This is a genomic window from Reichenbachiella agariperforans (genome assembly GCF_900142205.1).
GTDB lineage: Bacteria > Bacteroidota > Bacteroidia > Cytophagales > Cyclobacteriaceae > Reichenbachiella > Reichenbachiella agariperforans.
Window position 1 is genome coordinate 273,314 of sequence record NZ_FRAA01000004.1, and the last position, 22,422, is coordinate 295,735.

The window sequence follows — 22,422 nt, forward strand, 5'->3', positions numbered from 1 at the left end:
ATGGCGCTCATTAGCAAAAAGAAAATACCATACAAAGTAGGCCCTTTGCTCCTCAAGTATTTGCGAAAATATCAGCGAGCCATCAATACGCCTATTGAATACACGGATTTATTTAGGTATGACAACTCCATCCCGCTGTACGACAAGAATGGTAAGGACACCCTTTGGGAGACTGTCTTTTATCCTCAATCAGACATGGCGTCTATCTACCATAGTCTCAAAAAAATATATGCTGTCATCAAATCAGATGGAGATCTGGCAGTCATCGACCACCTAGTGATAGATCGTGTTGACATCTGCCAATACGGAAACACCAAACCTTTTAGAGTTCGAGTAGTCAATCAAATCAATGATAACTTTGACTACTTCTACATCAAGAATGCTGATGCATCGCGCGTGTATGGTTTAGAATTAGAGCATCTATTGTCTCCGAATCGCATCAGCTACGGTGTGTACAACCAGACGCTCATCGAAGAACATATAGCAGGGATACCCTGCGACCAGTTCATAACCAATAACCTCAAAGACAAGGGCATCAATGAAATCAGGCTGGCCAAGGAGTTTGTGAAATTCAATGAGCGGTGTTTTGTCCAACTACTTGGCGATATGCATTCCAGCAACTTCGTAGTGAATATAACTCCCGATTTTGAGGAGGTATCGTACAGGCTGAGAGCAATAGATTTTGATCAACAATGCTACGAGGGACGTAGGAGTATCTATCTCCCTCAGTATTTCAAACAAAACAATCCGCTCATCGAGATGGGGCTCAAATACATGACCCCTGAGACCGTAAGGCAGTACCAAAAAGAAGAACGTGCTCTAATCACCAATCGACTCAAAGTAGAGCGGTACCGAATTGCCGATTTGCTACGTGTCATGGTCAAAGATCAAATTTCATCACCAGAGAATGTAATGATGTTAAAAAATGACCTAGCAGAATTCTATGATGAAAAGAAATTTATCGAATGCAAAAACATGGGCGAAATCGTCAAAGTGAGTCTTTGGATGCTCATCAAAAAACCTGACCTCTACAACTTATAAGTCTTTATATCGAAATCAACAAAACCATGAAATCAAACCAAATATTCTTTTTATTGTTCGGAGCTATACTATTGGCCTGTTCTCCCTCCCAACCTAAAACTGACGAAACAAAGAACAATGAACAAACAGCTATAACCGACATCAATGAGCCAGCAATTGGTTTTAATATTGAAGAGTCAGATCCTACAGCTATTTTCTTAGCAGACAAAGTCATGACAGCTATGGGCGGGAGAAAAGCATGGGACGATATCGCTTACATACGCTGGGAGATCCCTAATCAAAGAACACTCTCATGGGATAAAAAAAACAATAAAGTCAGAATAGATACCCCAGCGCAAAACGACATCTATTTGCTTAATCTGAATGATGGAAGCGGAAAAGTGAAGAAAAATGGAAAAGTAATTGAATCCTCGGATTCATTGGCAAAGTATTTGAGCAAAGGTCATGAGATTTGGTTCAAAGATTCTTACGATCTGCTCATGCCGTATATGCTTAAAGAAAATGGAGTTACATTGTATTACTTAGGTGAAGATACAACTGCCAATGGTCGGGATAGTCAAAAGCTACAATTGACTTTTGACAAACAACTATCCTCTTCACCTCCAATGTATGAAATATGGATAGATGCAGAGGATGGACGCATCACACAGACAGACTATTACCCAAGCGAAGTATACACCGAGCCAACTACCACTAACACATGGTCAAACTATAAAAAACACGGAAACATCCTCCTGCCAGAAAGTCAAAGTAATACCCCAACCCAAGAGATAGAAGTTCTAACATCTCTACCGAAAAACACATTCTACGAATTTTAAAACCGAGATATAATGAAAGCATTTCAAACTATAATGATACTCGCCCTTCTTTCACTCAGTCAACTCGCACTGGCAACAGAGGGTGTTTTAATCGTATCCAAATCGACTAATTTATCATCACAACAGATCACTACGTCTAAAATATACCTAACTGACTCTAAACTACAGATCAGCAACTCAGGACAAGACAATAGCAGTATGATCTTCGATGCAAACAAGGAAGTTTTCACCTTTATCGATAACAAAAAGAGAGAATACTATCAATTCGATAAACCGACATTAGTGCAACTAAAAGAGCAGCTAAAAATGATGGTTCAGGTCATGAAGCAGTTCGCCTCTCAAATGCCCGAAGAGCAACAAAAGAAGCTAGATATGATACTTAACCCCAGCAATGGCGCAATCATCAAATACAAAGAAACTGGAACTGGAAAAGTAGGTAATTGGAACACTAAACAATTTCAAGGCACAAATGAAAATGAAAAGGTCCTCGAACTAAACATAGCAAGCTTCGAAACACTCGGTATTGAAGCTGAAAAATTCAATGCAATGAAACAGCTAATTGACTTCTTTACCGAGAACCTTCAAGAGGTAGCTACCATGCTCCCGACGAGTCAGTCCATGTCTGCGATTAGTTTTGACGAGAATAGCCCCATCCTAAAAGAAGGTTTTCCTGTCAAAACCCGAACCTATGCAGAAGGAAGCTCTAAGAGTGAAACGATCATTCAAAGTATCACTGAAACAGGAATCGCAGAAAGTCAGTTTAGCATCCCTAGTGGTTATGCTAGAAAAACCATCAACATGCAACAGCAGTTCCAAAAGTAAGTTCACACCAGATGGCAAAAGAAAGACCTGATAGTAGTTACTATCAGGTCTTTGTATTTATATACCTTGTTCAAAGTCAAGGATATTTCAATTATTAAGCTTTTGGAAACTTGGCAACTTCGCCTAGCTCTTCCTCGATTCTCAACAATTGGTTGTATTTCGCCATTCTATCAGATCTCGACAGTGAACCTGTTTTGATTTGACCTGCGTTAGTTGCTACAGCAATATCAGCTATCGTCGCATCCTCAGTCTCCCCTGATCTGTGTGAGATCACTGCTGTAAATCCAGCTTTGTGAGCCAATTCGATTGCATCAAGCGTCTCAGACAAAGTTCCAATTTGATTTACTTTGATCAAAATCGAGTTCGCAGATTTCTCTTCAATACCTCTTTGCAAGAATTTCACGTTAGTCACGAATAGATCATCTCCTACCAACTGGCACTTATCACCAATCTTAGCAGTCAATGCAGCCCAAGCAGCCCAATCCTCTTCAGCACATCCGTCCTCGATTGAGTCAATCGGATACTTCTCAACCAAAGAAGCCAAGTAATCCACTTGCTCGTTCATGTCCCTAACAGAAGCAGCCTCACCTTCGAATTTCTTGTAATTGTATTTACCATCTTCGAAGAACTCAGAAGACGCACAATCCAAGGCAATTGTAATGTCTTTACCTGGCTCATATCCAGCTGCTGTAATAGCACTCAATACGCTTTCTAATGCCTCTTCCGTACCACCAGTGAAAGCTGGAGCAAATCCACCTTCGTCACCAACTGCTGTACTCAATCCTTTGTCATGAAGAATCTTCTTCAAGGCATGGAAAGTCTCAGCACCCATCTGCATAGCCTGAGAGAATGTCTCAGCACCTACTGGTCTGATCATGAACTCTTGGAATGCAATCGTAGCATCAGAGTGAGAGCCACCGTTGATGATGTTCATCATCGGCACTGGCAATGTATGCGCGTTAGTACCCCCGATGTATCTAAACAATGGCAATCCTAGTTCCTCAGCAGCAGCCTTAGCTACAGCCAGAGAAATACCCAAAATCGCATTAGCCCCTAATTTAGATTTAGTATCTGTTCCATCCAGATCAATCATCAATTGATCGATGTATCTCTGATCAAACACAGACAATCCAAGCAGCTCTGGCTGAATCGTTTCGTTCACATTTTCAACAGCCTTCAAAACCCCCTTACCTAGGTATGTACTTTTGTCACCGTCTCTTAGCTCTACCGCCTCGTTGACACCTGTAGAAGCTCCAGATGGAACTGCCGCTCTACCTAACACACCATTTTCTGTCACTACATCTACTTCGATGGTTGGATTTCCTCTTGAATCCAGTATTTGTCTTGCAAATACGCTTTCAATTAAACTCATGATTCTCTATGTTTTTTAATTAGTTGAATGAAATCGTCAAATAAATACCTAGAATCGTGAGGTCCAGGAGATGCTTCTGGGTGATGTTGCACCGAAAAGAATGGCTTCCCTTTTACTCTAATTCCAGCTACGGTATTATCATTGAGATTAATGTGTGTTAATTCTATTGTTTCAGACGCCTCTACATCTTCCTTTATCACAGCAAAACCGTGATTTTGAGAAGTTACTTCGCTACGTCCTGTTATAATATTTTTCACGGGATGATTCAATCCTCTGTGACCATGGTGCATCTTAAAAGTACCAATGCCATTCGCCAAAGCGATAACCTGATGTCCCAAACAAATCCCAAACATCGGTTTGCTTTCAGACATGATTTGCTTCACTGTTTCTACTGCATAAGGCATAGCCGATGGATCCCCAGGTCCATTAGAAATAAAATAACCATCAGGATTATACGCCTTCAATTCGCTAAATGATGTCTCCGCTGGAAATACTTTGAGTTCACACCCACGGTCAGTTAAGTTGGAGAGAATAGACCTCTTACAACCGATATCCAAGACTGCTACTTTATATTCACCACCTTCATTCATTAGATAGCTATCCTTAGTGGTCACCTTTGTGGACAACTCTAAATGATCCATACTAGGCACTTTCAGCAACTCCGCCTTTAGGGTCTCTAGATCATCTATCTCCGATGTAATGATTGCATTCATAGCACCTGTACTACGGATATGCTTCACAATCTTACGTGTATCCAGTCCTGATATACCTACTACACCAGATTTCGTCAGATACTCATCCAGCGTAGACTCTCCATCTACACGGCTGTGAATCTCCGAGTACTCATTCACGACCAACCCATTGATTTTCGGTCTTTCGGATTCTTGTTCTAAATCCACAGCACCATAATTACCGATATGTGTATTGGTATTGACTATTATTTGACCGAAATAGGAAGGGTCCGTGTAGACCTCTTGATAACCAGTCATTCCAGTGTTGAAGCAAATCTCTCCTCCACTTGTTCCTTTACTACCAATAGAAGTACCTTCATAGTAACTCCCGTCAGCTAGAAGCAAAAAAGCTTTATCTCTTTGTTTTAGTTTCATATAAGCAATTGAACTGGTGATTGAAATTCACCGCAAATTTTACCCTTTTTTTGACATAAAAAAAGCCATCTTGAAACAAATCAAGATGGCTTTCCTATCATAACTGAATACTCAATTATTAATTATCTTCCTTTTTAGCTTCCTCAGCAGAGTCATCCGCCTTTGGCGCCTCATCTGCGGAAGCTTCAGGTGCTTCTTCCACTACTACAGCATCTTCTGCCACAGGTGCAGCAGCTGCTCCAGTAGACTTACCTCTTCTGCTTCTTCTAGTCTTCGCTTTAGCAGGAGCTGCCTCATTCAACAATAACTCGTTGTAATCAACCAATTCCATAATGCACATATCAGCATTATCACCTAAGCGCGTACCTGTTTTGAAGATTCTAGTGTACCCTCCTGGTCTCGCGGCTACCTTATCAGCTACCCCTCCAAAAAGTTCTTTCACAGATTCCTTATTTTGCAAGTAAGAGAAAACTACTCTTCTTGAGTGAGTTGTATCGTCTTTTGCTCTAGTAATGATTGGCTCTACGTACTTTCTTAAAGCTTTTGCTTTTGCAACAGTGGTGGTAATCCTCTTATGCAAAATCAAAGAAGAAGCCATGTTAGATAACATCGCGCCTCTGTGCGATGCATTTCTACCTAAATGATTAAATTTCTTCCCGTGTCTCATTTTACTCCTCGTCTAATTTGTATTTTGACAAATCCATGCCAAAAGTTAAGTTCTTGTCAGCTACGAGTTGTTCCAACTCAGCCAATGATTTCTTACCAAAGTTTCTAAACTTCATCATGTCAGAAATCTCTAATCTTACTAAATCCCCCAATGATCTAACATCAGCAGCTTTCAAACAATTGTAAGCTCTGACAGAAAGATCGAGATCATTCAAGCCAGTCTTCAATAGTTTTCTCATGTGTAGCATTTCTTCATCCACTGCCTCAGGCTCACCTGCATCATGCGTATCTAAAATCATCGTCTGATCTGAGAACAACATAAAGTGTTGGATCAAAATATTCGCTGCACCTTTGAGCGCATTCTCAGGGTGAATAGAACCATCCGTTTCTATATCCAAGATCAATTGCTCGTAATCTGTCTTCTGCTCTACTCGCGTATTCTCTACAGAAAACTTTACATTCTTAATTGGTGTAAAGATGGCATCAATCGGAATAAAACCGAAGACTTGCTCTCCAGGCTTGTTCTCCTCTGCAGCCACATAACCTCTTCCCTTCTCAATCGACAATTCGATTTCGAATTTAACACTCTCATCCATATTGAAGATCACATGATCCGGATTCAACACTTCAAAAGCATCAGTAGAGCCTCCTATGTCACCTGCTTTGAATTCCTTCTTACCAGATAAACTTACTACAATTTTGCTATCCGCTACATCTGCAATCTTTTTAAACCTAACCATTTTCAGGTTCAAAATGATCTCAGATACGTCTTCTACTACTCCCTCAATTGTAGAAAATTCATGCAATACTCCAGGGATCTTAATTCCAGTTATGGCGTACCCTTCTAATGAAGACAGTAAGATTCTTCTCAATGCATTACCGACGGTTACACCATAGCCCTGCTCAAGAGGTTTAAAGGTAAATAAGCCATGAAAATCATCAGCTTTTTCCATCACCACTTTCTCAGGCATTTGAAATGCTAGTATTGACATAATTATTTCTTGCTTAATTAATTAATGAATAGATTATTTAGAGTACAATTCTACTATCAATTGTTCTTTGATATTCTCAGGAATTTCCTCTCTCGTTGGTAGGACGTTTACTTTACCAGCCAATGCAGTCGAATCCCACTCTAACCATGGGTATTTGCTCACTGCACCTCTAGAGAGGCTGTAAGTAATAGCTTCCAAAGATTTTGATTTTTCTCTAACAGCAACAATATCACCAAGCTTCACAGAAAAAGAAGGTACATTTACTATCTCTCCATTGACAGTGATATGCTTATGAAGAACTAATTGTCTAGCTGCATTTCTAGTAGGAGCAACTCCCAATCTAAACACTACGTTATCCAATCTAGATTCCAAAAGTTGCAATAGAATTTCACCTGTAACACCACTTTTTCTTGAAGCATGGTCAAACAAGTTAGAAAATTGCTTTTCCAACAAGCCATAAGTATATTTAGCCTTTTGCTTTTCAGCCAACTGAATAGCGTATTCTGACAGCTTCTTTCTTCTACCTCTACCGTGTTGTCCAGGAGGATAGTTCTTTTTAGCTAAAGTCTTATCTGGGCCATAGATTGGATCGTTGAACTTTCTCGCAATCTTTGATTTTGGTCCTCTATATCTTGCCATTTTTTATTTCTTCTAAAAATGATATTAAACTCTTCTTCTTTTCGGAGGTCTACATCCGTTGTGTGGCAGTGGAGTAACATCCTTGATCATTGTCACTTCAATTCCAGCATTCTGGATAGTTCTGATTGCAGATTCTCTACCAGCACCAGGACCTTTTACAAATACTTCCACCTTTCTAAGACCTAACTCATAGGCAGCTTGAGCACAATCCTGAGCAGCTACTTGAGCAGCATAAGGAGTGTTTTTCTTAGAGCCTTTAAAGCCCATTTTACCAGCAGAAGCCCAAGATATCACTTGACCTGTTTGGTTAGTCAACGATATGATGATATTGTTGAATGAAGCTTTGATATGTGCTTGACCTATCGGCTCTACAACAACGACTCTTTTTCTAGCTTTATCTTTTCTTTTTTGTGCCATCGTCAATTATTATTTAGTAGCCTTCTTCTTATTGGCAACAGTTTTTCTCTTACCCTTTCTGGTTCTAGCATTGTTTTTGGTATGCTGACCTCTTACTGGAAGACCTCTTCTATGTCTTAGGCCTCTGTAACATCCGATATCCAAAAGACGCTTGATGTTAAGTTGAACCTCTGATTTCAATACACCCTCCACCTTAAAGGTTTCGCTGATGACAGATCTGATTTTACCTGCTTCTTCTTCAGTCCAGTCTTGAACTTTTTTGCTCCAGTCTACACCTGCTTCAGTCAAAATCTTTTGAGCTGAACTACGACCCAGTCCGAAAATATAAGTAAGTGATATCTCACCTCTCTTGTTATCTGGAATATCTACTCCTGCAATCCTAGCCATAATTATCCTTGTCTTTGCTTGAACCTAGGGTTCTTTTTGTTAATAACGTATACTTTTCCGTTTCTACGAATGACCTTACAGTCAGCGCTTCTCTTTTTTACGGATGCTTTAACCTTCATAATATTCTATTTATAGCGGTAAACTATTCTTCCTTTACTTAAGTCATATGGAGACATCTCCATCTTTACTTTATCTCCTGGTAAAATTTTGATATAGTGCATTCTCATCTTACCAGAAATATGAGCAATTACTTCGTGTCCATTCTCCAACTCTACACGAAACATAGCGTTAGATAATGCTTCCTTAATTGTACCGTCTTGTTCTATTGATGCTTGCTTCGCCATGATAAATCCTAATTTAAGCTACTGCTATATTTTCTGATCTACCCTTAAGCTTGCCTGACTTCATCATACCCTCATAGTGTCTCATCAGCAAGTAGCTCTCAATCTGCTGCAGCGTATCAAGAATCACTCCCACCATAATCAATAGTGAAGTCCCCCCAAAAAACTGTGCAAAATTAGTACTCACACCAGCCATCTGAGCAAAAGCAGGCATCACTGCCACCATTGCCAAGAATAATGAACCTGGCAATGTTATTCTAGTCAGAACTGTGTCAATGAATTCAGAAGTAGCAGTACCTGGTTTAACACCTGGTATAAACCCTCCATTTCTCTTCATATCATCTGCGATCTGATTAGGGTTCACAGATATAGCCGTATAGAAAAACGTAAACAATACAATCATAATCCCGAAAGTCAAGTTATACTGCCACGACTGGAAGTTAGAGAAAGTCGCTCCTATATACTGAGCCACATCACTAGAGTCTGCAAAATAACTAGCTATCATAGCAGGCAAAAACATTAACGACTGAGCAAATATAATTGGCATTACACCTGCCGAGTTAACCTTCAAAGGAATGTACTGACGTTGACCGCCATACACCTTATTCCCTACTACCTGTTTTGCATACTGAACTGGAATTCGCCTCACTGCCTGTGTCAACAGTACAACTGCCATAACCACAAAGAACAGTGCTATAAGTTCTAACAAGAAAAATAACGCCTCACTCATACCGCGAGTGATCGCCTCTTGTAACAAACTACCAGGGAAACGAGAGATAATACCTATCATAATAAGCATCGAAATACCATTCCCAATACCTTTATCTGTAATTTTCTCTCCCAACCACATACAAAAAATAGTACCTGCCGTTAGAATTACAATCGCTGAAAAGGTAAACATTACTTTATTTTCGAGTACAATAGCTTCAGCTGGTATAGCTCCCGCCAAATAAGCACTACCTTGAGCGAACGTAATAGCGATCGTTAGTACCCTTGTAATCTGATTAATTTTCTTTCTACCACTATCTCCTTCTTTTTGAAGCTTCTGAAAATATGGCACAGCCATCGTCAAAAGTTGAATCACAATAGATGCCGAGATATAAGGCATAATACCAAGACCAAAAATAGAGGCATTGTTAAACGCCCCTCCTAAGAAAGTATCAAGTAGACCAAATATCCCTTCTGCCTTATCAGCAAGCTTAGAAGGATCTATACCAGGCAGAACCACAAAGGTCCCTAATCTAAAAATGATTAAAAAACCTATCGTGTTTAAGATCCTAACCCTTAGATCTTCAATAGAAAAAATATTCTTTATCGTACTGAAAAACTTTTTCATAAATTATAGTGTAGTTGCTTTCCCACCTGCTTTCTCGATTGCCTCAATCGCAGATTTAGAAAAAGAGTGAGCAGTTACTTCAACCTTAGCTGACAACTCGCCTCTACCTAAAACTTTTACCACATCACCTTTTGCAGCCAAACCATTCTCTAACAAAGTCTCTACAGTGATAACTGATAGTTTTTTGCTAGTAGCCAATTCTTGAAGGGTATCCAAGTTGACTGGTTTAGTTTCTATTCTATTAGGAGATCTGAAACCAAACTTAGGTACTCTTCTATACAAAGGCATTTGCCCTCCTTCGAAACCTAATTTTCTAGAATATCCCGATCTAGACTTAGCTCCATTATGACCTCTAGTCGAAGTTCCACCTCTTCCAGACCCTTGACCTCTACCGATCCTTTTGCCAGTCTTGATTGACCCCTCTGCCGGTTTTAAAGTATTTAATTTCATCTTAATTTGATTTCAGAAAAAAGTCCTAAAATTATTTTCTTTCCACTGACACTAAGTGTGCCACCTTCTTAATCATTCCCTCTATCTGAGGAGTTGAGTCTTTCTCAACTGATCTATTTATCTTTCCTAAACCTAAAGCTTTAATAGTCAGCTTTTGATCATTAGGTCTTTTGATAATACTTCGAACTTGTGTTATTACTACTTTAGACATCTCTCTAGCCGTTAAAAACTTTAGACAATTCTACTCCTCTTTGCTGAGCTACCGCATATGGATCTCTCATTTTATTCAATGCATCGAAAGTAGCTTTTACCACGTTGTGCGGATTAGAAGAACCTTTAGATTTAGCAAGTACATCATGTACACCTGCACTCTCTAACACCGCTCTCATCGCTCCACCAGCAATAACTCCAGTACCTTCAGCAGCTGGTTTTAAAAGAACCAATCCACCACCAAATTTACCAATAGCATCATGAGGTACAGTTCCTTTGAATACAGGAACTCTTACAAGATTTTTCTTCGCGTCATCTATACCTTTAGTGATTGAATCAGTTACCTCATTGGCCTTACCCAAACCGTAACCGACAACACCATTCCCATCTCCTACTACAACTATTGCAGAAAAACTAAATCTTCTACCGCCTTTGACCACTTTAGCAACTCTCTTAATCGCAACAACCTTTTCTTGGAGTTCGATTTCGCTTGCTTTTATAGCTTTTACGTTATTCTTAGACATAATCAATTAAAATTTAAGGCCTCCTTCTCTAGCACCTTCTGCCAAGGCTTTTATTTTGCCATGATAAGGATAACCTCCTCTATCAAATACAACACTACTGATACCGTTAGCAGATGCTTTCTCAGCTAACTTTTTACCTACCTCTTTAGACAAAGAGATGTTAACTGTAGCAGTACCTAGTTCAGCAGATGAAGTTGATGCAAGTGTATTTCCACTAGCGTCATCAATCAACTGAACATATATCGCCTTGTTGCTCTTAAATACTGATAATCTAGGACGTTCGGCAGTTCCGCTCACTTTGTTACGGATACCTCTTCTAATTCTAAGTCTTCTTTGCTCTTTAGTAATTGCCATGTCTATCTATTATTTAGCAGCAGTTTTACCAGCTTTTCTTCTAATAACCTCACCAACAAATCTGACACCTTTACCTTTGTAAGGTTCAACTTTTCTCAATGATCTAATCTTTGCAGCAACCTCACCTACTAACTCTTTGTCCGTAGACTCAAGTGTAACAATTGGGTTCTTACCTTTAAGCGTCTCTGCGCTCACTTTCACTTCAGCAGGAACTTCCATGAAAATATTGTGAGAATAACCTAAGTTCATCTCTAGAATCTGACCACTAGTAACGGCTTTATAACCTACCCCTACTAATTCCAATTCCTTTTTATATCCATCTGAAACACCTATCACCATATTGTTGATCAATGATCTATACAATCCGTGAAGTGCTTTGTGTCTTTTTTGGTCAGTTGGTCTTTTAACAGTAATCGATCCGTCTTCAACTGCAACGTCAAAGTCACTATCAATATCTCTAGCTAAGCTACCTTTGGCACCTTTCACATTCACAACTGTACCGTCTATTTTCACTTCGACACCTTGTGGCAATGCTATCGGCTTATTTCCTATTCGTGACATCTTGCTCTAATTAATAAACGTAACACAATACTTCCCCGCCAACGTTGTATTCTTTGGCCTCTTTGTTCGAGATAACGCCTTTAGAAGTTGACAAAATTGCAATACCAAGCCCATTCAAAACTCTAGGTAATGCGTCAGCCTGCGCATACTTTCTCAATCCTGGCTTAGACACTCGTTCCAAATGAACGATTGCCGACTGCTTGGTTTGAGAATTGTATTTCAACGCAATTCTGATTTTCCCCTGAACACCATCATCCTCGAACTTAAAGTTACGGATGAACCCTTTGTCCATCAACACTTTAGTCATCTCCTTCTTTACATTAGAAGCAGGGATTTCTACGATTCTATGATTCGCTGTGATAGCGTTTCTCAATCTTGTTAAATAATCTGCTATTGGATCTGTCATTACAGTATACTTTTACCCCCTATTTTTTAACAGGGGTGCAAAGTTAGTTAATATTTTATATTTTAAAAACTCTTTTACCAGCTAGATTTGGTAACACCAGGTATTTTACCTGCACTTGCCATCTCTCTAAAGGTAACTCTAGATATACCAAACTTTCTCATGTATCCCTTTGGTCTACCAGTAAGCTTACATCTGTTGTGTAATCTTACCTTAGAAGAGTTTCTTGGTAACTTGTCCAAGCCTTCGAAATCACCAGCAGCTTTTAATTCAGCTCTCTTGGCAGCATACTTTGCCACTAGTCTTTCTCTTTTACGCTCTCTGGCTTTTATTGCTTCTCTTGCCATCTTAGTTGTTATTATTTTTTCCAGCGAAAGGCATTCCAAACGCTTTCAATAATTCAAAACTTTCTTCATCGGTATTGGCACTAGTCACAAATGTGATGTCCATACCTGAAATTCTGTTGATCTTATCGATAGAAATCTCAGGAAAGATAATTTGTTCTTTAACACCCAAAGTATAATTACCTCTTCCGTCAAATCCCTTATCCTTGATTCCCTTGAAGTCTCTCACACGTGGAAGTGCTACAGTCATCAAACGATCGATAAACTCGTACATTTTATCTCCTCTAAGTGTTACACGAGCACCAATCGGCATATCTTCTCTCAATTTGAAATTAGATATCGCTTTCTTAGACAATGTAGGTACCGCCCGCTGTCCAGAAATCTGAGACAACTCGTCTACACCTGCATCAACTAACTTCTTATCAGACACAGCATCACCAATACCTCTATTGATCGATATTTTTTCGATCTTAGGTACTTGCATTACTGACTTGTACTGAAACTTCTCTTTCAATGCAGGAACAATTTCCTCCAAATATTTGGTCTTTAATCTAGGATTAGCCATTGATCACCTCCCCTGTTTTTTTAGATACTCTAACTATTTTCCCATTGTCTCCTGTAGTTCTGCCAACCTTAGTTGCCTTACCACTTGCAGGATCTACTAACATCAAGTTGCTCATATGAATAGGAGCTTCCATTTTTTTGATGCCTCCTTCTGGATTTTCCGCTGAAGGCTTGGTGTGCTTAGTCACCATATTCAATCCTTCAACTATCGCCTTATATTGGCCTGGGAATACTTCTAGTATAGCACCAGTCTTTCCTCTAGAATTACCAGCAAGTACCTTTACAGTGTCCCCTTTTTTTACGTGAAATTTCATTGTCTAATATCTTTTCAAATTAGAATACAACCCTTAAAGCACTTCTGGTGCTAAAGAAACAATTTTCATAAATTGCTTCTCTCTTAATTCTCTAGCCACAGGGCCGAAAATCCTTGTTCCTCTAGGCTCGTCATTACCACCTAAAAGCACAGCTGCGTTATCTTCGAATCTGATATAAGATCCATCCTTTCTACGCACCTCTTTCTTAGTTCTCACGACCACAGCTTTTGACACTGTCCCTTTTTTAAGGTTACTAGAAGAAATTGCTGATTTAACAGTCACAACAATTTTATCACCTACTGAAGCGTACCTTTTGCCAGTACCTCCTAATACGCGAATACAAAGTACTTCTTTAGCACCACTGTTATCCGCTACACTAAGTCTTGATTCTTGTTGTACCATTGTTATTTAGCTCTTTCAATAATTTCTACTAATCTCCACCTTTTGTTCTTCGACAAAGGTCTCGTCTCCATGATTTTAACGGTATCTCCTTCACCGCAATCATTGTTCTCGTCATGAGCAGAAAACTTCTTAGTTGTACTCATGAATTTACCATATATAGGGTGCTTCACTTTACGAAGTACTTGGACAGTGATGGTTTTATCCATCTTATTGCTGACCACTTTACCTACACGTTCTTTTCTTAAATTTCTGGTTTCCATCTTGAACTTATTGTTGAGCCAATTCCTTAGCTCGGATTTCAGTGTTTAACCTTGCTACTAATTTTCTAGAGTCTTTTAACCTCATTGGGTTCTCTATAGGTGTGATTGCATGAGCAAACTGAAGCTTAGCTAAGCTATCCTTCTCTGCGGCCACCTTAGTTTTTAACTCTTCCAATGACAATCCTTGTATTTCAGAATTTTTCATAGTTTTATTATTTAATCAGGGAGGTTAAACCTTATCCTTGATAATCTCTTCTAACAACAAACTTCGTTCTAACTGGCAACTTCTGCTGAGCCAATCTCAAGGCTTCTTTCGCTAGTCCTTCACTTACACCAGCTGCTTCGAACAAGATAGTGCCAGGTCTGATAGTTGCTACCCAGTATTCTGGTGCACCTTTACCTTTACCCATCCTTACTTCTGCTGGCTTTTTAGTGATAGGCTTGTCTGGAAAAATTCTAATCCATACTTGACCTTCTCTCTTCATTGCTCTTGTCATAGCAATCCTAGAAGCCTCTATTTGTCTACTGGTAATCCACCCTGGTTCCAAAGACTTGATACCAAAAGTACCGAAAGCCAGCGTATGTCCTCTCTGGGCTATACCCTTGATTCTGCCTTTCTGTTTCTTTCTGAACTTGGTTCTTTTTGGTTGTAACATTTCTTTAATTCTTTAATTCCAATTCAATGGAGTAGTCAAAAAAATTATTTTCTATTTCTTCTAGGAGCTCCGCCACCTGGACGACCACCTCTATTATTGCCACCTCGGCCACCAGAGTTTTGGTTAGCTGCACCTATGTTAGGAGACAAATCTCTCTTACCATAGATTTCACCTTTGAATATCCAAACCTTGATACCAATCTTGCCATAAATAGTGTTAGCTTCTGATATAGCATAATCGATATCAGCTCTCAAAGTATGTAGAGGAATTCTACCTTCTTTGTATTGCTCCGATCTTGCCATTTCAGCACCACCAAGTCTTCCAGAACATTTGATCTTGATCCCTTCAGCACCTACTCTCATTGTAGCAGCAATTGCTTGCTTCATTGCTCTTCTGAAAGAGATTCTAGCCTTCAACTGTTGTGCGATAGACTGACCTACCAATACAGCATCCAGCTCTGGTCTTTTGATCTCAAAGATGTTAATCTGAAGATCCTTACCAGTAAGTTTCTTTAATTCTTCTTTGATACGATCTACTTCAGATCCTCCTTTACCAATCACAACACCTGGTCTAGCTGTGTGAATAGTCAAAGTGATTCTTTTGATCGTTCTTTCAATAACAACTTTTGAAATTCCTCCTTTAGGAATACGTACTTCGATGTAGTTTCTGATTTTGGTATCTTCTACCAATTTATCAGGAAACGTTTTTCCACCATACCAGTTAGAATCCCAACCTTTAACGATTCCTAATCTAAGTCCTACAGGGTTTACTTTTTGTCCCATTACTTATCTGAATTTTCCGTGTTACTTTCTTCTTTTCCTTCAGCGGTATTTCGGCTATCCACTACAACTGTGACGTGGTTAGATCTCTTTCTGATTCTATGAGCTCTACCCTGTGGAGCAGGTCTCAAACGTTTCAAAATTCTACCGCTATCGACGAAGATTTCTTTTACATAAAGATCAGCCTCTTCGAGCTTTTCGCCTTCATTCTTAGCTTCCCAATTAGAAATAGCAGAAAGTAATAATTTATCTAGTCTAGCAGCACCTTGCTTTGCTTCGAACTTTAATATGTTCAATGCATTGTTTACTCTTTGGCCTCTAACCAAATCAGCTACGACCCTCATTTTGCGAGGAGAAGTTGGTACATTCTTTAGTTTTGCTACAGCTTCCATAGTTAGCTAATTATTTCCTTTTATCCTTTTTGTTGATATGGCCTCTGAAGTTTCTCGTTGGTGCGAACTCACCTAACTTATGTCCAACCATATTCTCAGTAACAAATACTGGGATGAATTTATTTCCGTTGTGAACAGCAAATGTATGTCCTACAAAGTCAGGCGAAATCATAGATCGTCTTGACCAAGTCTTGATAACTGCTTTTTTACCCGAATCATTCTGGGCATCCACCTTATTCTCTAACCTAAAATCTATATAAGGCCCTTTTTTTAATGATCTTCCCATTGCTTATTTATTTTTACCAATGATGAATTTATTAGAATATTTCTTCGGTGTTCTAGTCTTCTGACCTTTGGCAAAAATACCATTTCTAGATCGTGGGTGACCTCCCGAAGATTTACCTTCACCACCGCCCATTGGGTGATCAACTGGGTTCATCGCGACACCTCTTACTCTAGACCTTCTCCCTAACCATCTGTTACGACCTGCTTTACCAAGAACCACATTCATGTGATCTCCATTAGACACCGTACCAATAGTTGCTAAACAAACCACTAGAATCATTCTCATCTCTCCTGAAGGAAGCTTTACCGTAGCATATTTCCCTTCTCTAGCCAACAACTGAACATAGTTACCAGCACTACGAGCGATACATGCCCCACGTCCTGGCTTCAATTCTACGTTGTGAATGATCGTACCTAATGGAATATCAGACAATGGAAGTGTATTACCTACCTCTGGTGCAACACCAGGTCCCGACAATACAGTCTGTCCTACTTTCAATCCTTGTGGAGCGATGATATATCTCTTCTCACCATCTGCATAAAACAGCAATGCAATTCTAGCAGTCCTCATCGGATCATACTCTACAGATTTCACAACAGCTGGAATACCATGCTTGTCTCTTTTGAAATCTATTGTTCTATATTTCCTCTTGTGACCACCACCTACATTTCTGATCGTCATTTTACCAGTATCGTTTCTACCGCCATTGCGGTGAACACCTTTGGTCAAGGATTTTTCCGGAGTAGATTTAGTTATCTCCTCAAATACGGGAGCGACTCTGTATCTTGTACCCGGAGTTATCGGTTTTAATTTTCTTACAGCCATTTTTTAACTATTTATACTCCTCCGTAAAAATCAATTATATCTCCATCAGCAACCTGCACAATAGCTTTCTTAAAAGAAGATGTTCTTCCAGATATCACTTTTGATTTGGTATACTTAGTTTTTGCTTTTCCAGGGTAAACCATCGTGTTTACACTTTCTACTGTTACACCGTAAGCTTTCTCAATCGCTTTTTTGATTTCAACTTTGTTAGCATCTTTATCTACTACAAAGCCGTACTTTCCGCTCTCGTTTAGCGCTGAAACTTTTTCTGTAACTATCGGTTTCTTTAATATACTCATCTTCTTATTTCGTTAATAAGTTCTGAATCTTCTCAATAGAACCTTCCAAAAGGATCAAGTTGTCAGCATTCAACAAATCATAAGTATTGATTTGCTCCGCAGTAGTTACTTGTGCTTTTTTCAAGTTTTTTGATGACAATAAGACGTTCTTATCATCTTCTTTTAGAACTAACAATGTTTTTTTGTTAGCAAAAGAAAGGGTGTTCAAAAGCGTCACATATTCCTTTGTCTTTGGTGCATCAAAAGAAAAATCCTCTAATATTGAGATACTCTTCTCTGTTGCTTTGTATGACAAAGCTGACTTTCTAGCCAACACCTTCAATTTCTTATTCAAATCGATGCTGTAGTTTCTTGGTCTAGGACCAAACACTCTACCTCCACCTCTGAACACAGGAGACTTGATACTACCAGCTCTCGCTGTACCAGTTCCTTTTTGTTTCTTAATCTTTCTTGTAGAGCCTGCTATTTCTGCTCTCTCTTTAGACTTGTGTGTACCTTGTCTTTGGTTTGCCAAAAACTGCTTTACATCTAGGTAGATAGCATGATCATTTGGTTCGATACCAAAAACATCCTTCGACAAATCTACCTTTCTCCCGGTATCTTCACCAGTCTTAGTTAATACGGATACTTTCATGACTATTTCTCTAGAATTACTGTACCATTCTTAGGACCAGGAACTGATCCACTTACTAAAATAAGGTTCTTTTCAGGTATGATTTTCATCACCTGTAAGTTGGTCACCTTTACTCTATCGTTACCAGTACGTCCGGCCATTCTCATGCCTTTGAATACTCTCGCTGGATATGAAGCTCCACCAATAGATCCTGGTGCTCTTAATCTGTTATGCTGACCGTGAGTTGCTTGTCCTACACCACCGAAGTTGTGTCTTTTCACTACCCCTTGGAAACCTTTACCTTTAGAGTTAGCGATTACATCGACAAAGTCCTCTTCTTGGAAAATATCCGCAACACTTAGTGTTTGTCCCAATTCAACTCCTCCTTCAAACTCAACACGGAAGTCTCTGAACTCGACTATTTGTTGCTTAGGAGTGGTCTTCGCTTTTGCGAAGTGACCTTTCAAGGCTTTAGTAGTGCGTTTGTCTTTACGTTCTCCGTAACCCAATTGCACCGCTGTATACCCGTCAGTCTCTTCATTCTTAACTTGCGTTACTACGCAAGGACCAGCTTCTATCAATGTGCATGCGACATTACGTCCATCGGCACTAAAGACACTAGTCATCCCAATTTTTTTTCCTATTATACCTGACATTACAGTATTAAATTTCTATAAACTTATTGTTTCCTTTTACTCTTCTCGGCAAAAGGACTGCAAAGATAGTGATAATCTTCTCTATCTCAAATATTAAAACATAAATATTAGCCACACGTAGTGACAAAAAAAGAACCAGCAACTGAATGCTGGTTCTTTTTTATATACCAGTCTTATAATTTAGACCTTGATTTCAACATCAACACCACTTGGCAACTCTAGCTTCATCAAAGCATCTACTGTCTTCGCACTGTTAGAGTAGATATCTACCAATCTCTTGTATGTACAAAGCTGAAATTGCTCTCTAGCTTTCTTGTTTACGTGTGGTGATTTCAATACTGTGAATTTTTCCTTCACAGTAGGAAGAGGGATTGGTCCGCTTACTATCGCACCAGTAGTCTTCACCGCTCTTACGATTTTCTCAGACGACTTGTCAACCAAGTTGTGATCGTAAGACTTTAGTTTGATTCTAATTTTTTGATTCATATCAATAATTATTTGCGGACTATTCGCCTTTTTCTTTTTTAATCACTTCATCTGCTATGTTCTTTGGTACTGGATCATAGTGAGAGAATGTCAACGAAGCAGTAGCTCTACCAGAAGTCATCGTTCTCAAATCAGTTACATATCCAAACAACTCAGATAATGGAACGTCAGCTTTTACCACTTGAGAATTTCCTTTTACGTCCATTCCCTTCATGATACCTCTACGTCTGTTCATATCACCTGTTACAGATCCTGTGTACTCATCTGGAGTTACAATCTCTACTGCCATGATAGGCTCTAGCAATACTGGACTAGCTTTTTTAGCTGCTGCTTTGAAACCTAATCTAGCTGCCATCTCAAAAGAGAGTGCATCCGAATCCACATCATGGAAAGACCCATGGTATAGTTTCACTTTCATAGAGTCAAGTGGGAAGCCAGCAAGTGGCCCGTTCAACATTGCAGACTCAAATCCTTTCTGGATAGAAGGAATGAATTCTTTAGGAATCACACCACCTACAATCTTGTTATCAAACTGTAAACCATCTTTATCGTAATCCTCATCTATTGGCGATAACTCAAATACGATATCAGCAAACTTACCTTTACCACCCGATTGCTTCTTGTAAACCTCTTTATGATCGACCAACGATTGGATAGCCTCTTTGTAAGCAACCTGAGGCGCTCCCTGATTGATTTCAACCTTGAACTCTCTCTTCAAACGATCGATGATAATATCCAAGTGAAGCTCACCCATACCTCTCAAGATCGTCTGTCCTGTATCGTGATCTGTCTCTACTACTAGCGTAGGATCCTCTTCTACAAGTTTAGCAATCGCCATACCTAGTTTGTCAGCATCTGCTTGAGTCTTAGGTTCAATAGCATAACCAATAACTGGCTCTGGGAAGTCCATAGACTCAAGGACTATCTTGTGCTTTTCATCACAAAGTGTGTCTCCAGTCTTAATGTCCTTAAACCCAACCACTGCAGCAATATCACCAGCATGAAACTGATCGATTTGATTTTGCTTGTTTGCATGCATTTGGAAGATTCTAGAAATTCTTTCCTTCTTATCTGTTCTTGTGTTCCATACATAAGATCCAGAATCCAAAGTACCAGAATACGCTCTAGCAAAACACAAACGTCCAACAAATGGATCTGTTGCGATTTTAAATGCTAACGCAGCAAACGGCTCAGATGCAGACGGCTTTCTAGTTGTAGGCTCCTCAGTATCAGGATCAGTACCTGTGATACCTTCTCTATCCATAGGTGAAGGAAGCAATTCCATCACGTAATCGAGCATAGTCTGCACGCCTTTGTTCTTGAAAGCTGACCCACAGAACATTGGCACAAACGCCAAGTCAATAGTAGCTTTTCTAGAAGCTGCAATAATTTCTTCTTTGGTAATCGAGTTTGGATCTTCGAAATACTTCTCCATTAGGCTTTCGTCATATTCTGCGACAGCCTCGAGTAGTTCCTCTCTATATTGATCTACCTCATCTACCATATCAGCAGGAATTTCGATCTCGTCGAAAGTCATACCTTTATCTTCTTCGTTCCAGACCATTGCCTTTCTCTCTACAAGATCGACAACACCGCGGAAACCATCTTCAGCACCGATAGGCAATTGGAAAGGAACGGCTTTGGTAGCCAATCTTTCTTTCACTTGCTTACATACCATCAAGAAGTCCGCTCCAGATCTGTCCATTTTATTGACAAATCCTAGTCTAGCAACTTTATAGTTATCAGCTAGTCTCCAGTTAGTCTCAGACTGCGGCTCCACACCATCTACTGCACTAAATAGAAAAACCAACCCATCAAGAATCCTCAAAGACCTGTTTACCTCAACTGTGAAGTCAACGTGACCAGGAGTGTCAATGATGTTGATATGATATTGTTGTTCTTTATAATTCCAAAAAACGGTGGTAGCAGCAGAAGTAATAGTAATACCTCTTTCTTGCTCTTGCTCCATCCAGTCCATAGTGGCTGCACCATCGTGCACCTCACCTATCTTGTGACTGACACCAGTGTAATATAGAATACGCTCGGTAGTGGTAGTTTTACCTGCATCAATATGCGCAGCAATACCAATATTACGTGTCAATTTTAGATCTCTTGCCATTATTTCTTCTGATTAAAATCTAAAATGTGAAAATGCTTTGTTTGCTTCAGCCATTCTGTGCGTATCGTCTTTCTTCTTCACAGCAGCTCCTTCACCTTTCGCAGCAGCGATAACTTCGCCAGCTAAACGTTCCTTCATCGTTTTTTCGCCTCTCGATCGAGCGTATGAAATCATCCACTTGATCCCTAATGAAGTTTTCCTGTTCGGTCTGACCTCAATTGGAACCTGGAATGTAGCACCGCCTACTCTTCTGCTTTTCACCTCGACAGATGGCATGATGTTGTTTAGCGCTTTTTTCCAAGTCTCAAGACCATTCTCACTTGTCTTTTCTTCAATGATGTCAATAGCATCATAAAAGATTGCATAAGCAATACTCTTCTTTCCGTCCACCATTAGATAGTTCACAAACTTAGATACGAGCGTATCTTGGAACTTCGGATCAGGAAGAATATATCTCTTCTTTGGTTTCGATTTTCTCATCTTAAAATATCAGTTTTTACTTTTTATCCTTTGGTCTTTTCGCACCATACTTAGATCTTCTCTGTAAACGACCGCTTACTCCAGCAGTATCAAGAGCTCCTCTAATGATATGGTATCTAACACCTGGTAAATCTTTTACTCTACCACCTCTGATCAGCACGATCGAGTGTTCTTGTAGGTTGTGACCTTCACCTGGAATATAGGCGTTCACTTCTTTACCATTCGTCAATCTTACCCTAGCTACCTTTCTCATCGCTGAGTTAGGTTTTTTTGGTGTAGTAGTATAAACTCTGGTACAAACTCCACGTCTTTGAGGACATGCGTCCAAAGCCGGAGACTTTGATTTAGAGACCAATGTTTTTCTACCTTTTCTAACTAATTGTTGTATAGTAGGCATTTATCTTTAATTTAATTTATTCTCTACCGTTCATTTTTTGGGAACGCAAAGATAGAGACAATTACTTTATATTAAAACACTGTAATAAAAAAATGTATTGATTATCAGTCT

The 22,422-nt window shown here is 39.5% G+C and carries 37 protein-coding genes; 3 read left to right on the plus strand and 34 right to left on the minus strand.

Annotated features, from left to right (window positions below; all coding sequences use genetic code 11):
• Genes BUB99_RS12305 through BUB99_RS12315 form a run of 3 tightly spaced genes read left to right on the plus strand, consistent with a single transcriptional unit; the run spans window position 1 to window position 2,681 of the window.
• The gene (locus tag BUB99_RS12305) at window positions 1–1,041 is read left to right on the plus strand and encodes a hypothetical protein (RefSeq protein WP_073122818.1); all 1,041 of its coding nucleotides are present in this window, start codon (window positions 1–3) and stop codon (window positions 1,039–1,041) included.
• Between the two features lie 26 nt (window positions 1,042–1,067).
• On the plus strand, window positions 1,068–1,859 hold the full coding sequence (locus BUB99_RS12310) for a DUF6503 family protein (protein ID WP_073122819.1): 792 nt from the start codon (window positions 1,068–1,070) through the stop codon (window positions 1,857–1,859).
• 12 nt (window positions 1,860–1,871) lie between these two features.
• Window positions 1,872–2,681, plus strand: a complete 810-nt coding sequence (locus BUB99_RS12315; RefSeq protein ID WP_073122820.1) for a hypothetical protein — start codon at window positions 1,872–1,874, stop codon at window positions 2,679–2,681.
• Window positions 2,682–2,775: 94 nt separating this feature from the next.
• Here BUB99_RS12315 and eno read toward each other — a convergent pair whose 3' ends face one another.
• The 34 genes from eno to rpsL form a co-directional block, all read right to left on the minus strand.
• Window positions 2,776–4,053, minus strand: coding sequence for a phosphopyruvate hydratase (eno, locus tag BUB99_RS12320; protein WP_073122821.1), 1,278 nt, complete (start codon window positions 4,051–4,053; stop codon window positions 2,776–2,778).
• Window positions 4,050–5,159 (minus strand): glutamine-hydrolyzing carbamoyl-phosphate synthase small subunit, encoded by a 1,110-nt coding sequence (carA, locus tag BUB99_RS12325; protein WP_073122822.1) that lies wholly within the window; start codon window positions 5,157–5,159, stop codon window positions 4,050–4,052. Before carA ends, eno begins: the two co-directional genes overlap by 4 nt.
• Window positions 5,160–5,277: 118 nt before the next feature.
• On the minus strand, window positions 5,278–5,826 hold the full coding sequence (gene rplQ / locus BUB99_RS12330) for a 50S ribosomal protein L17 (protein WP_073122823.1): 549 nt from the start codon (window positions 5,824–5,826) through the stop codon (window positions 5,278–5,280).
• Window position 5,827: 1 nt separating this feature from the next.
• Complete coding sequence (locus BUB99_RS12335) at window positions 5,828–6,817, minus strand: DNA-directed RNA polymerase subunit alpha (RefSeq protein WP_073122824.1); 990 nt, start codon at window positions 6,815–6,817, stop codon at window positions 5,828–5,830.
• A 33-nt stretch (window positions 6,818–6,850) separates the two neighbouring features.
• On the minus strand, window positions 6,851–7,456 hold the full coding sequence (rpsD, locus tag BUB99_RS12340; protein WP_073122825.1) for a 30S ribosomal protein S4: 606 nt from the start codon (window positions 7,454–7,456) through the stop codon (window positions 6,851–6,853).
• A 24-nt stretch (window positions 7,457–7,480) separates the two neighbouring features.
• On the minus strand, window positions 7,481–7,873 hold the full coding sequence (gene rpsK, locus BUB99_RS12345; RefSeq protein ID WP_073122826.1) for a 30S ribosomal protein S11: 393 nt from the start codon (window positions 7,871–7,873) through the stop codon (window positions 7,481–7,483).
• Between the two features lie 9 nt (window positions 7,874–7,882).
• The gene (rpsM, locus tag BUB99_RS12350) at window positions 7,883–8,260 is read right to left on the minus strand and encodes a 30S ribosomal protein S13 (protein ID WP_073122827.1); all 378 of its coding nucleotides are present in this window, start codon (window positions 8,258–8,260) and stop codon (window positions 7,883–7,885) included.
• A 2-nt stretch (window positions 8,261–8,262) separates the two neighbouring features.
• Window positions 8,263–8,379 (minus strand): type B 50S ribosomal protein L36, encoded by a 117-nt coding sequence (gene ykgO, locus BUB99_RS12355; RefSeq protein WP_073122828.1) that lies wholly within the window; start codon window positions 8,377–8,379, stop codon window positions 8,263–8,265.
• Between the two features lie 6 nt (window positions 8,380–8,385).
• Window positions 8,386–8,604, minus strand: coding sequence for a translation initiation factor IF-1 (gene infA / locus BUB99_RS12360; RefSeq protein ID WP_073122829.1), 219 nt, complete (start codon window positions 8,602–8,604; stop codon window positions 8,386–8,388).
• A gap of 13 nt (window positions 8,605–8,617) precedes the next feature.
• On the minus strand, window positions 8,618–9,937 hold the full coding sequence (gene secY, locus BUB99_RS12365; protein ID WP_073122830.1) for a preprotein translocase subunit SecY: 1,320 nt from the start codon (window positions 9,935–9,937) through the stop codon (window positions 8,618–8,620).
• Window positions 9,938–9,940: 3 nt separating this feature from the next.
• Window positions 9,941–10,387 (minus strand): 50S ribosomal protein L15, encoded by a 447-nt coding sequence (gene rplO / locus BUB99_RS12370; protein WP_073122831.1) that lies wholly within the window; start codon window positions 10,385–10,387, stop codon window positions 9,941–9,943.
• A gap of 31 nt (window positions 10,388–10,418) precedes the next feature.
• Entirely contained in the window at window positions 10,419–10,598 is a 180-nt protein-coding gene (gene rpmD / locus BUB99_RS12375) for a 50S ribosomal protein L30 (RefSeq protein WP_073122832.1), read from the minus strand.
• A 4-nt stretch (window positions 10,599–10,602) separates the two neighbouring features.
• On the minus strand, window positions 10,603–11,121 hold the full coding sequence (rpsE, locus tag BUB99_RS12380; RefSeq protein ID WP_073122833.1) for a 30S ribosomal protein S5: 519 nt from the start codon (window positions 11,119–11,121) through the stop codon (window positions 10,603–10,605).
• A 6-nt stretch (window positions 11,122–11,127) separates the two neighbouring features.
• Window positions 11,128–11,475 carry a 50S ribosomal protein L18 gene (gene rplR, locus BUB99_RS12385; protein ID WP_073122834.1) on the minus strand — a complete coding sequence of 116 codons (348 nt, stop codon included), beginning with the start codon at window positions 11,473–11,475 and terminating at the stop codon, window positions 11,128–11,130.
• Between the two features lie 9 nt (window positions 11,476–11,484).
• Window positions 11,485–12,036, minus strand: coding sequence for a 50S ribosomal protein L6 (gene rplF, locus BUB99_RS12390; RefSeq protein WP_073122835.1), 552 nt, complete (start codon window positions 12,034–12,036; stop codon window positions 11,485–11,487).
• A gap of 10 nt (window positions 12,037–12,046) precedes the next feature.
• Complete coding sequence (rpsH, locus tag BUB99_RS12395) at window positions 12,047–12,442, minus strand: 30S ribosomal protein S8 (RefSeq protein ID WP_073122836.1); 396 nt, start codon at window positions 12,440–12,442, stop codon at window positions 12,047–12,049.
• Between the two features lie 74 nt (window positions 12,443–12,516).
• A complete protein-coding gene (rpsN, locus tag BUB99_RS12400) occupies window positions 12,517–12,786 on the minus strand; it encodes a 30S ribosomal protein S14 (protein ID WP_073122837.1) in 270 nt (89 codons plus the stop codon).
• 1 nt (window position 12,787) lies between these two features.
• Window positions 12,788–13,348, minus strand: a complete 561-nt coding sequence (rplE, locus tag BUB99_RS12405; protein WP_073122838.1) for a 50S ribosomal protein L5 — start codon at window positions 13,346–13,348, stop codon at window positions 12,788–12,790.
• A complete protein-coding gene (gene rplX, locus BUB99_RS12410) occupies window positions 13,341–13,661 on the minus strand; it encodes a 50S ribosomal protein L24 (RefSeq protein WP_073122839.1) in 321 nt (106 codons plus the stop codon). Before rplX ends, rplE begins: the two co-directional genes overlap by 8 nt.
• A gap of 33 nt (window positions 13,662–13,694) precedes the next feature.
• Window positions 13,695–14,063, minus strand: a complete 369-nt coding sequence (gene rplN / locus BUB99_RS12415; RefSeq protein ID WP_073122840.1) for a 50S ribosomal protein L14 — start codon at window positions 14,061–14,063, stop codon at window positions 13,695–13,697.
• Window positions 14,064–14,065: 2 nt separating this feature from the next.
• Window positions 14,066–14,323, minus strand: a complete 258-nt coding sequence (gene rpsQ, locus BUB99_RS12420) for a 30S ribosomal protein S17 (RefSeq protein ID WP_073122841.1) — start codon at window positions 14,321–14,323, stop codon at window positions 14,066–14,068.
• Between the two features lie 7 nt (window positions 14,324–14,330).
• Complete coding sequence (gene rpmC / locus BUB99_RS12425) at window positions 14,331–14,528, minus strand: 50S ribosomal protein L29 (RefSeq protein ID WP_073122842.1); 198 nt, start codon at window positions 14,526–14,528, stop codon at window positions 14,331–14,333.
• Window positions 14,529–14,559: 31 nt separating this feature from the next.
• Window positions 14,560–14,979 carry a 50S ribosomal protein L16 gene (gene rplP, locus BUB99_RS12430; protein ID WP_073122843.1) on the minus strand — a complete coding sequence of 140 codons (420 nt, stop codon included), beginning with the start codon at window positions 14,977–14,979 and terminating at the stop codon, window positions 14,560–14,562.
• A 44-nt stretch (window positions 14,980–15,023) separates the two neighbouring features.
• Window positions 15,024–15,761 (minus strand): 30S ribosomal protein S3, encoded by a 738-nt coding sequence (gene rpsC, locus BUB99_RS12435; protein WP_073122844.1) that lies wholly within the window; start codon window positions 15,759–15,761, stop codon window positions 15,024–15,026.
• Window positions 15,761–16,150, minus strand: coding sequence for a 50S ribosomal protein L22 (gene rplV / locus BUB99_RS12440; RefSeq protein WP_073122845.1), 390 nt, complete (start codon window positions 16,148–16,150; stop codon window positions 15,761–15,763). The genes rpsC and rplV overlap by 1 nt, the downstream gene beginning before the upstream one ends.
• A gap of 10 nt (window positions 16,151–16,160) precedes the next feature.
• On the minus strand, window positions 16,161–16,436 hold the full coding sequence (rpsS, locus tag BUB99_RS12445; protein WP_073122846.1) for a 30S ribosomal protein S19: 276 nt from the start codon (window positions 16,434–16,436) through the stop codon (window positions 16,161–16,163).
• Between the two features lie 3 nt (window positions 16,437–16,439).
• Window positions 16,440–17,261, minus strand: a complete 822-nt coding sequence (rplB, locus tag BUB99_RS12450; protein ID WP_073122847.1) for a 50S ribosomal protein L2 — start codon at window positions 17,259–17,261, stop codon at window positions 16,440–16,442.
• A gap of 11 nt (window positions 17,262–17,272) precedes the next feature.
• On the minus strand, window positions 17,273–17,560 hold the full coding sequence (gene rplW, locus BUB99_RS12455) for a 50S ribosomal protein L23 (RefSeq protein WP_073122848.1): 288 nt from the start codon (window positions 17,558–17,560) through the stop codon (window positions 17,273–17,275).
• Between the two features lie 4 nt (window positions 17,561–17,564).
• Complete coding sequence (gene rplD / locus BUB99_RS12460) at window positions 17,565–18,194, minus strand: 50S ribosomal protein L4 (protein WP_073122849.1); 630 nt, start codon at window positions 18,192–18,194, stop codon at window positions 17,565–17,567.
• A gap of 2 nt (window positions 18,195–18,196) precedes the next feature.
• The gene (gene rplC, locus BUB99_RS12465; RefSeq protein WP_073122850.1) at window positions 18,197–18,829 is read right to left on the minus strand and encodes a 50S ribosomal protein L3; all 633 of its coding nucleotides are present in this window, start codon (window positions 18,827–18,829) and stop codon (window positions 18,197–18,199) included.
• 180 nt (window positions 18,830–19,009) lie between these two features.
• A complete protein-coding gene (rpsJ, locus tag BUB99_RS12470; RefSeq protein ID WP_073122851.1) occupies window positions 19,010–19,315 on the minus strand; it encodes a 30S ribosomal protein S10 in 306 nt (101 codons plus the stop codon).
• Between the two features lie 19 nt (window positions 19,316–19,334).
• Window positions 19,335–21,434, minus strand: coding sequence for an elongation factor G (gene fusA, locus BUB99_RS12475; RefSeq protein ID WP_073122852.1), 2,100 nt, complete (start codon window positions 21,432–21,434; stop codon window positions 19,335–19,337).
• 12 nt (window positions 21,435–21,446) lie between these two features.
• Window positions 21,447–21,914 (minus strand): 30S ribosomal protein S7, encoded by a 468-nt coding sequence (gene rpsG, locus BUB99_RS12480; protein ID WP_073122853.1) that lies wholly within the window; start codon window positions 21,912–21,914, stop codon window positions 21,447–21,449.
• A 16-nt stretch (window positions 21,915–21,930) separates the two neighbouring features.
• Complete coding sequence (gene rpsL, locus BUB99_RS12485) at window positions 21,931–22,311, minus strand: 30S ribosomal protein S12 (protein ID WP_073122854.1); 381 nt, start codon at window positions 22,309–22,311, stop codon at window positions 21,931–21,933.
• Window positions 22,312–22,422: the final 111 nt, after the last annotated feature.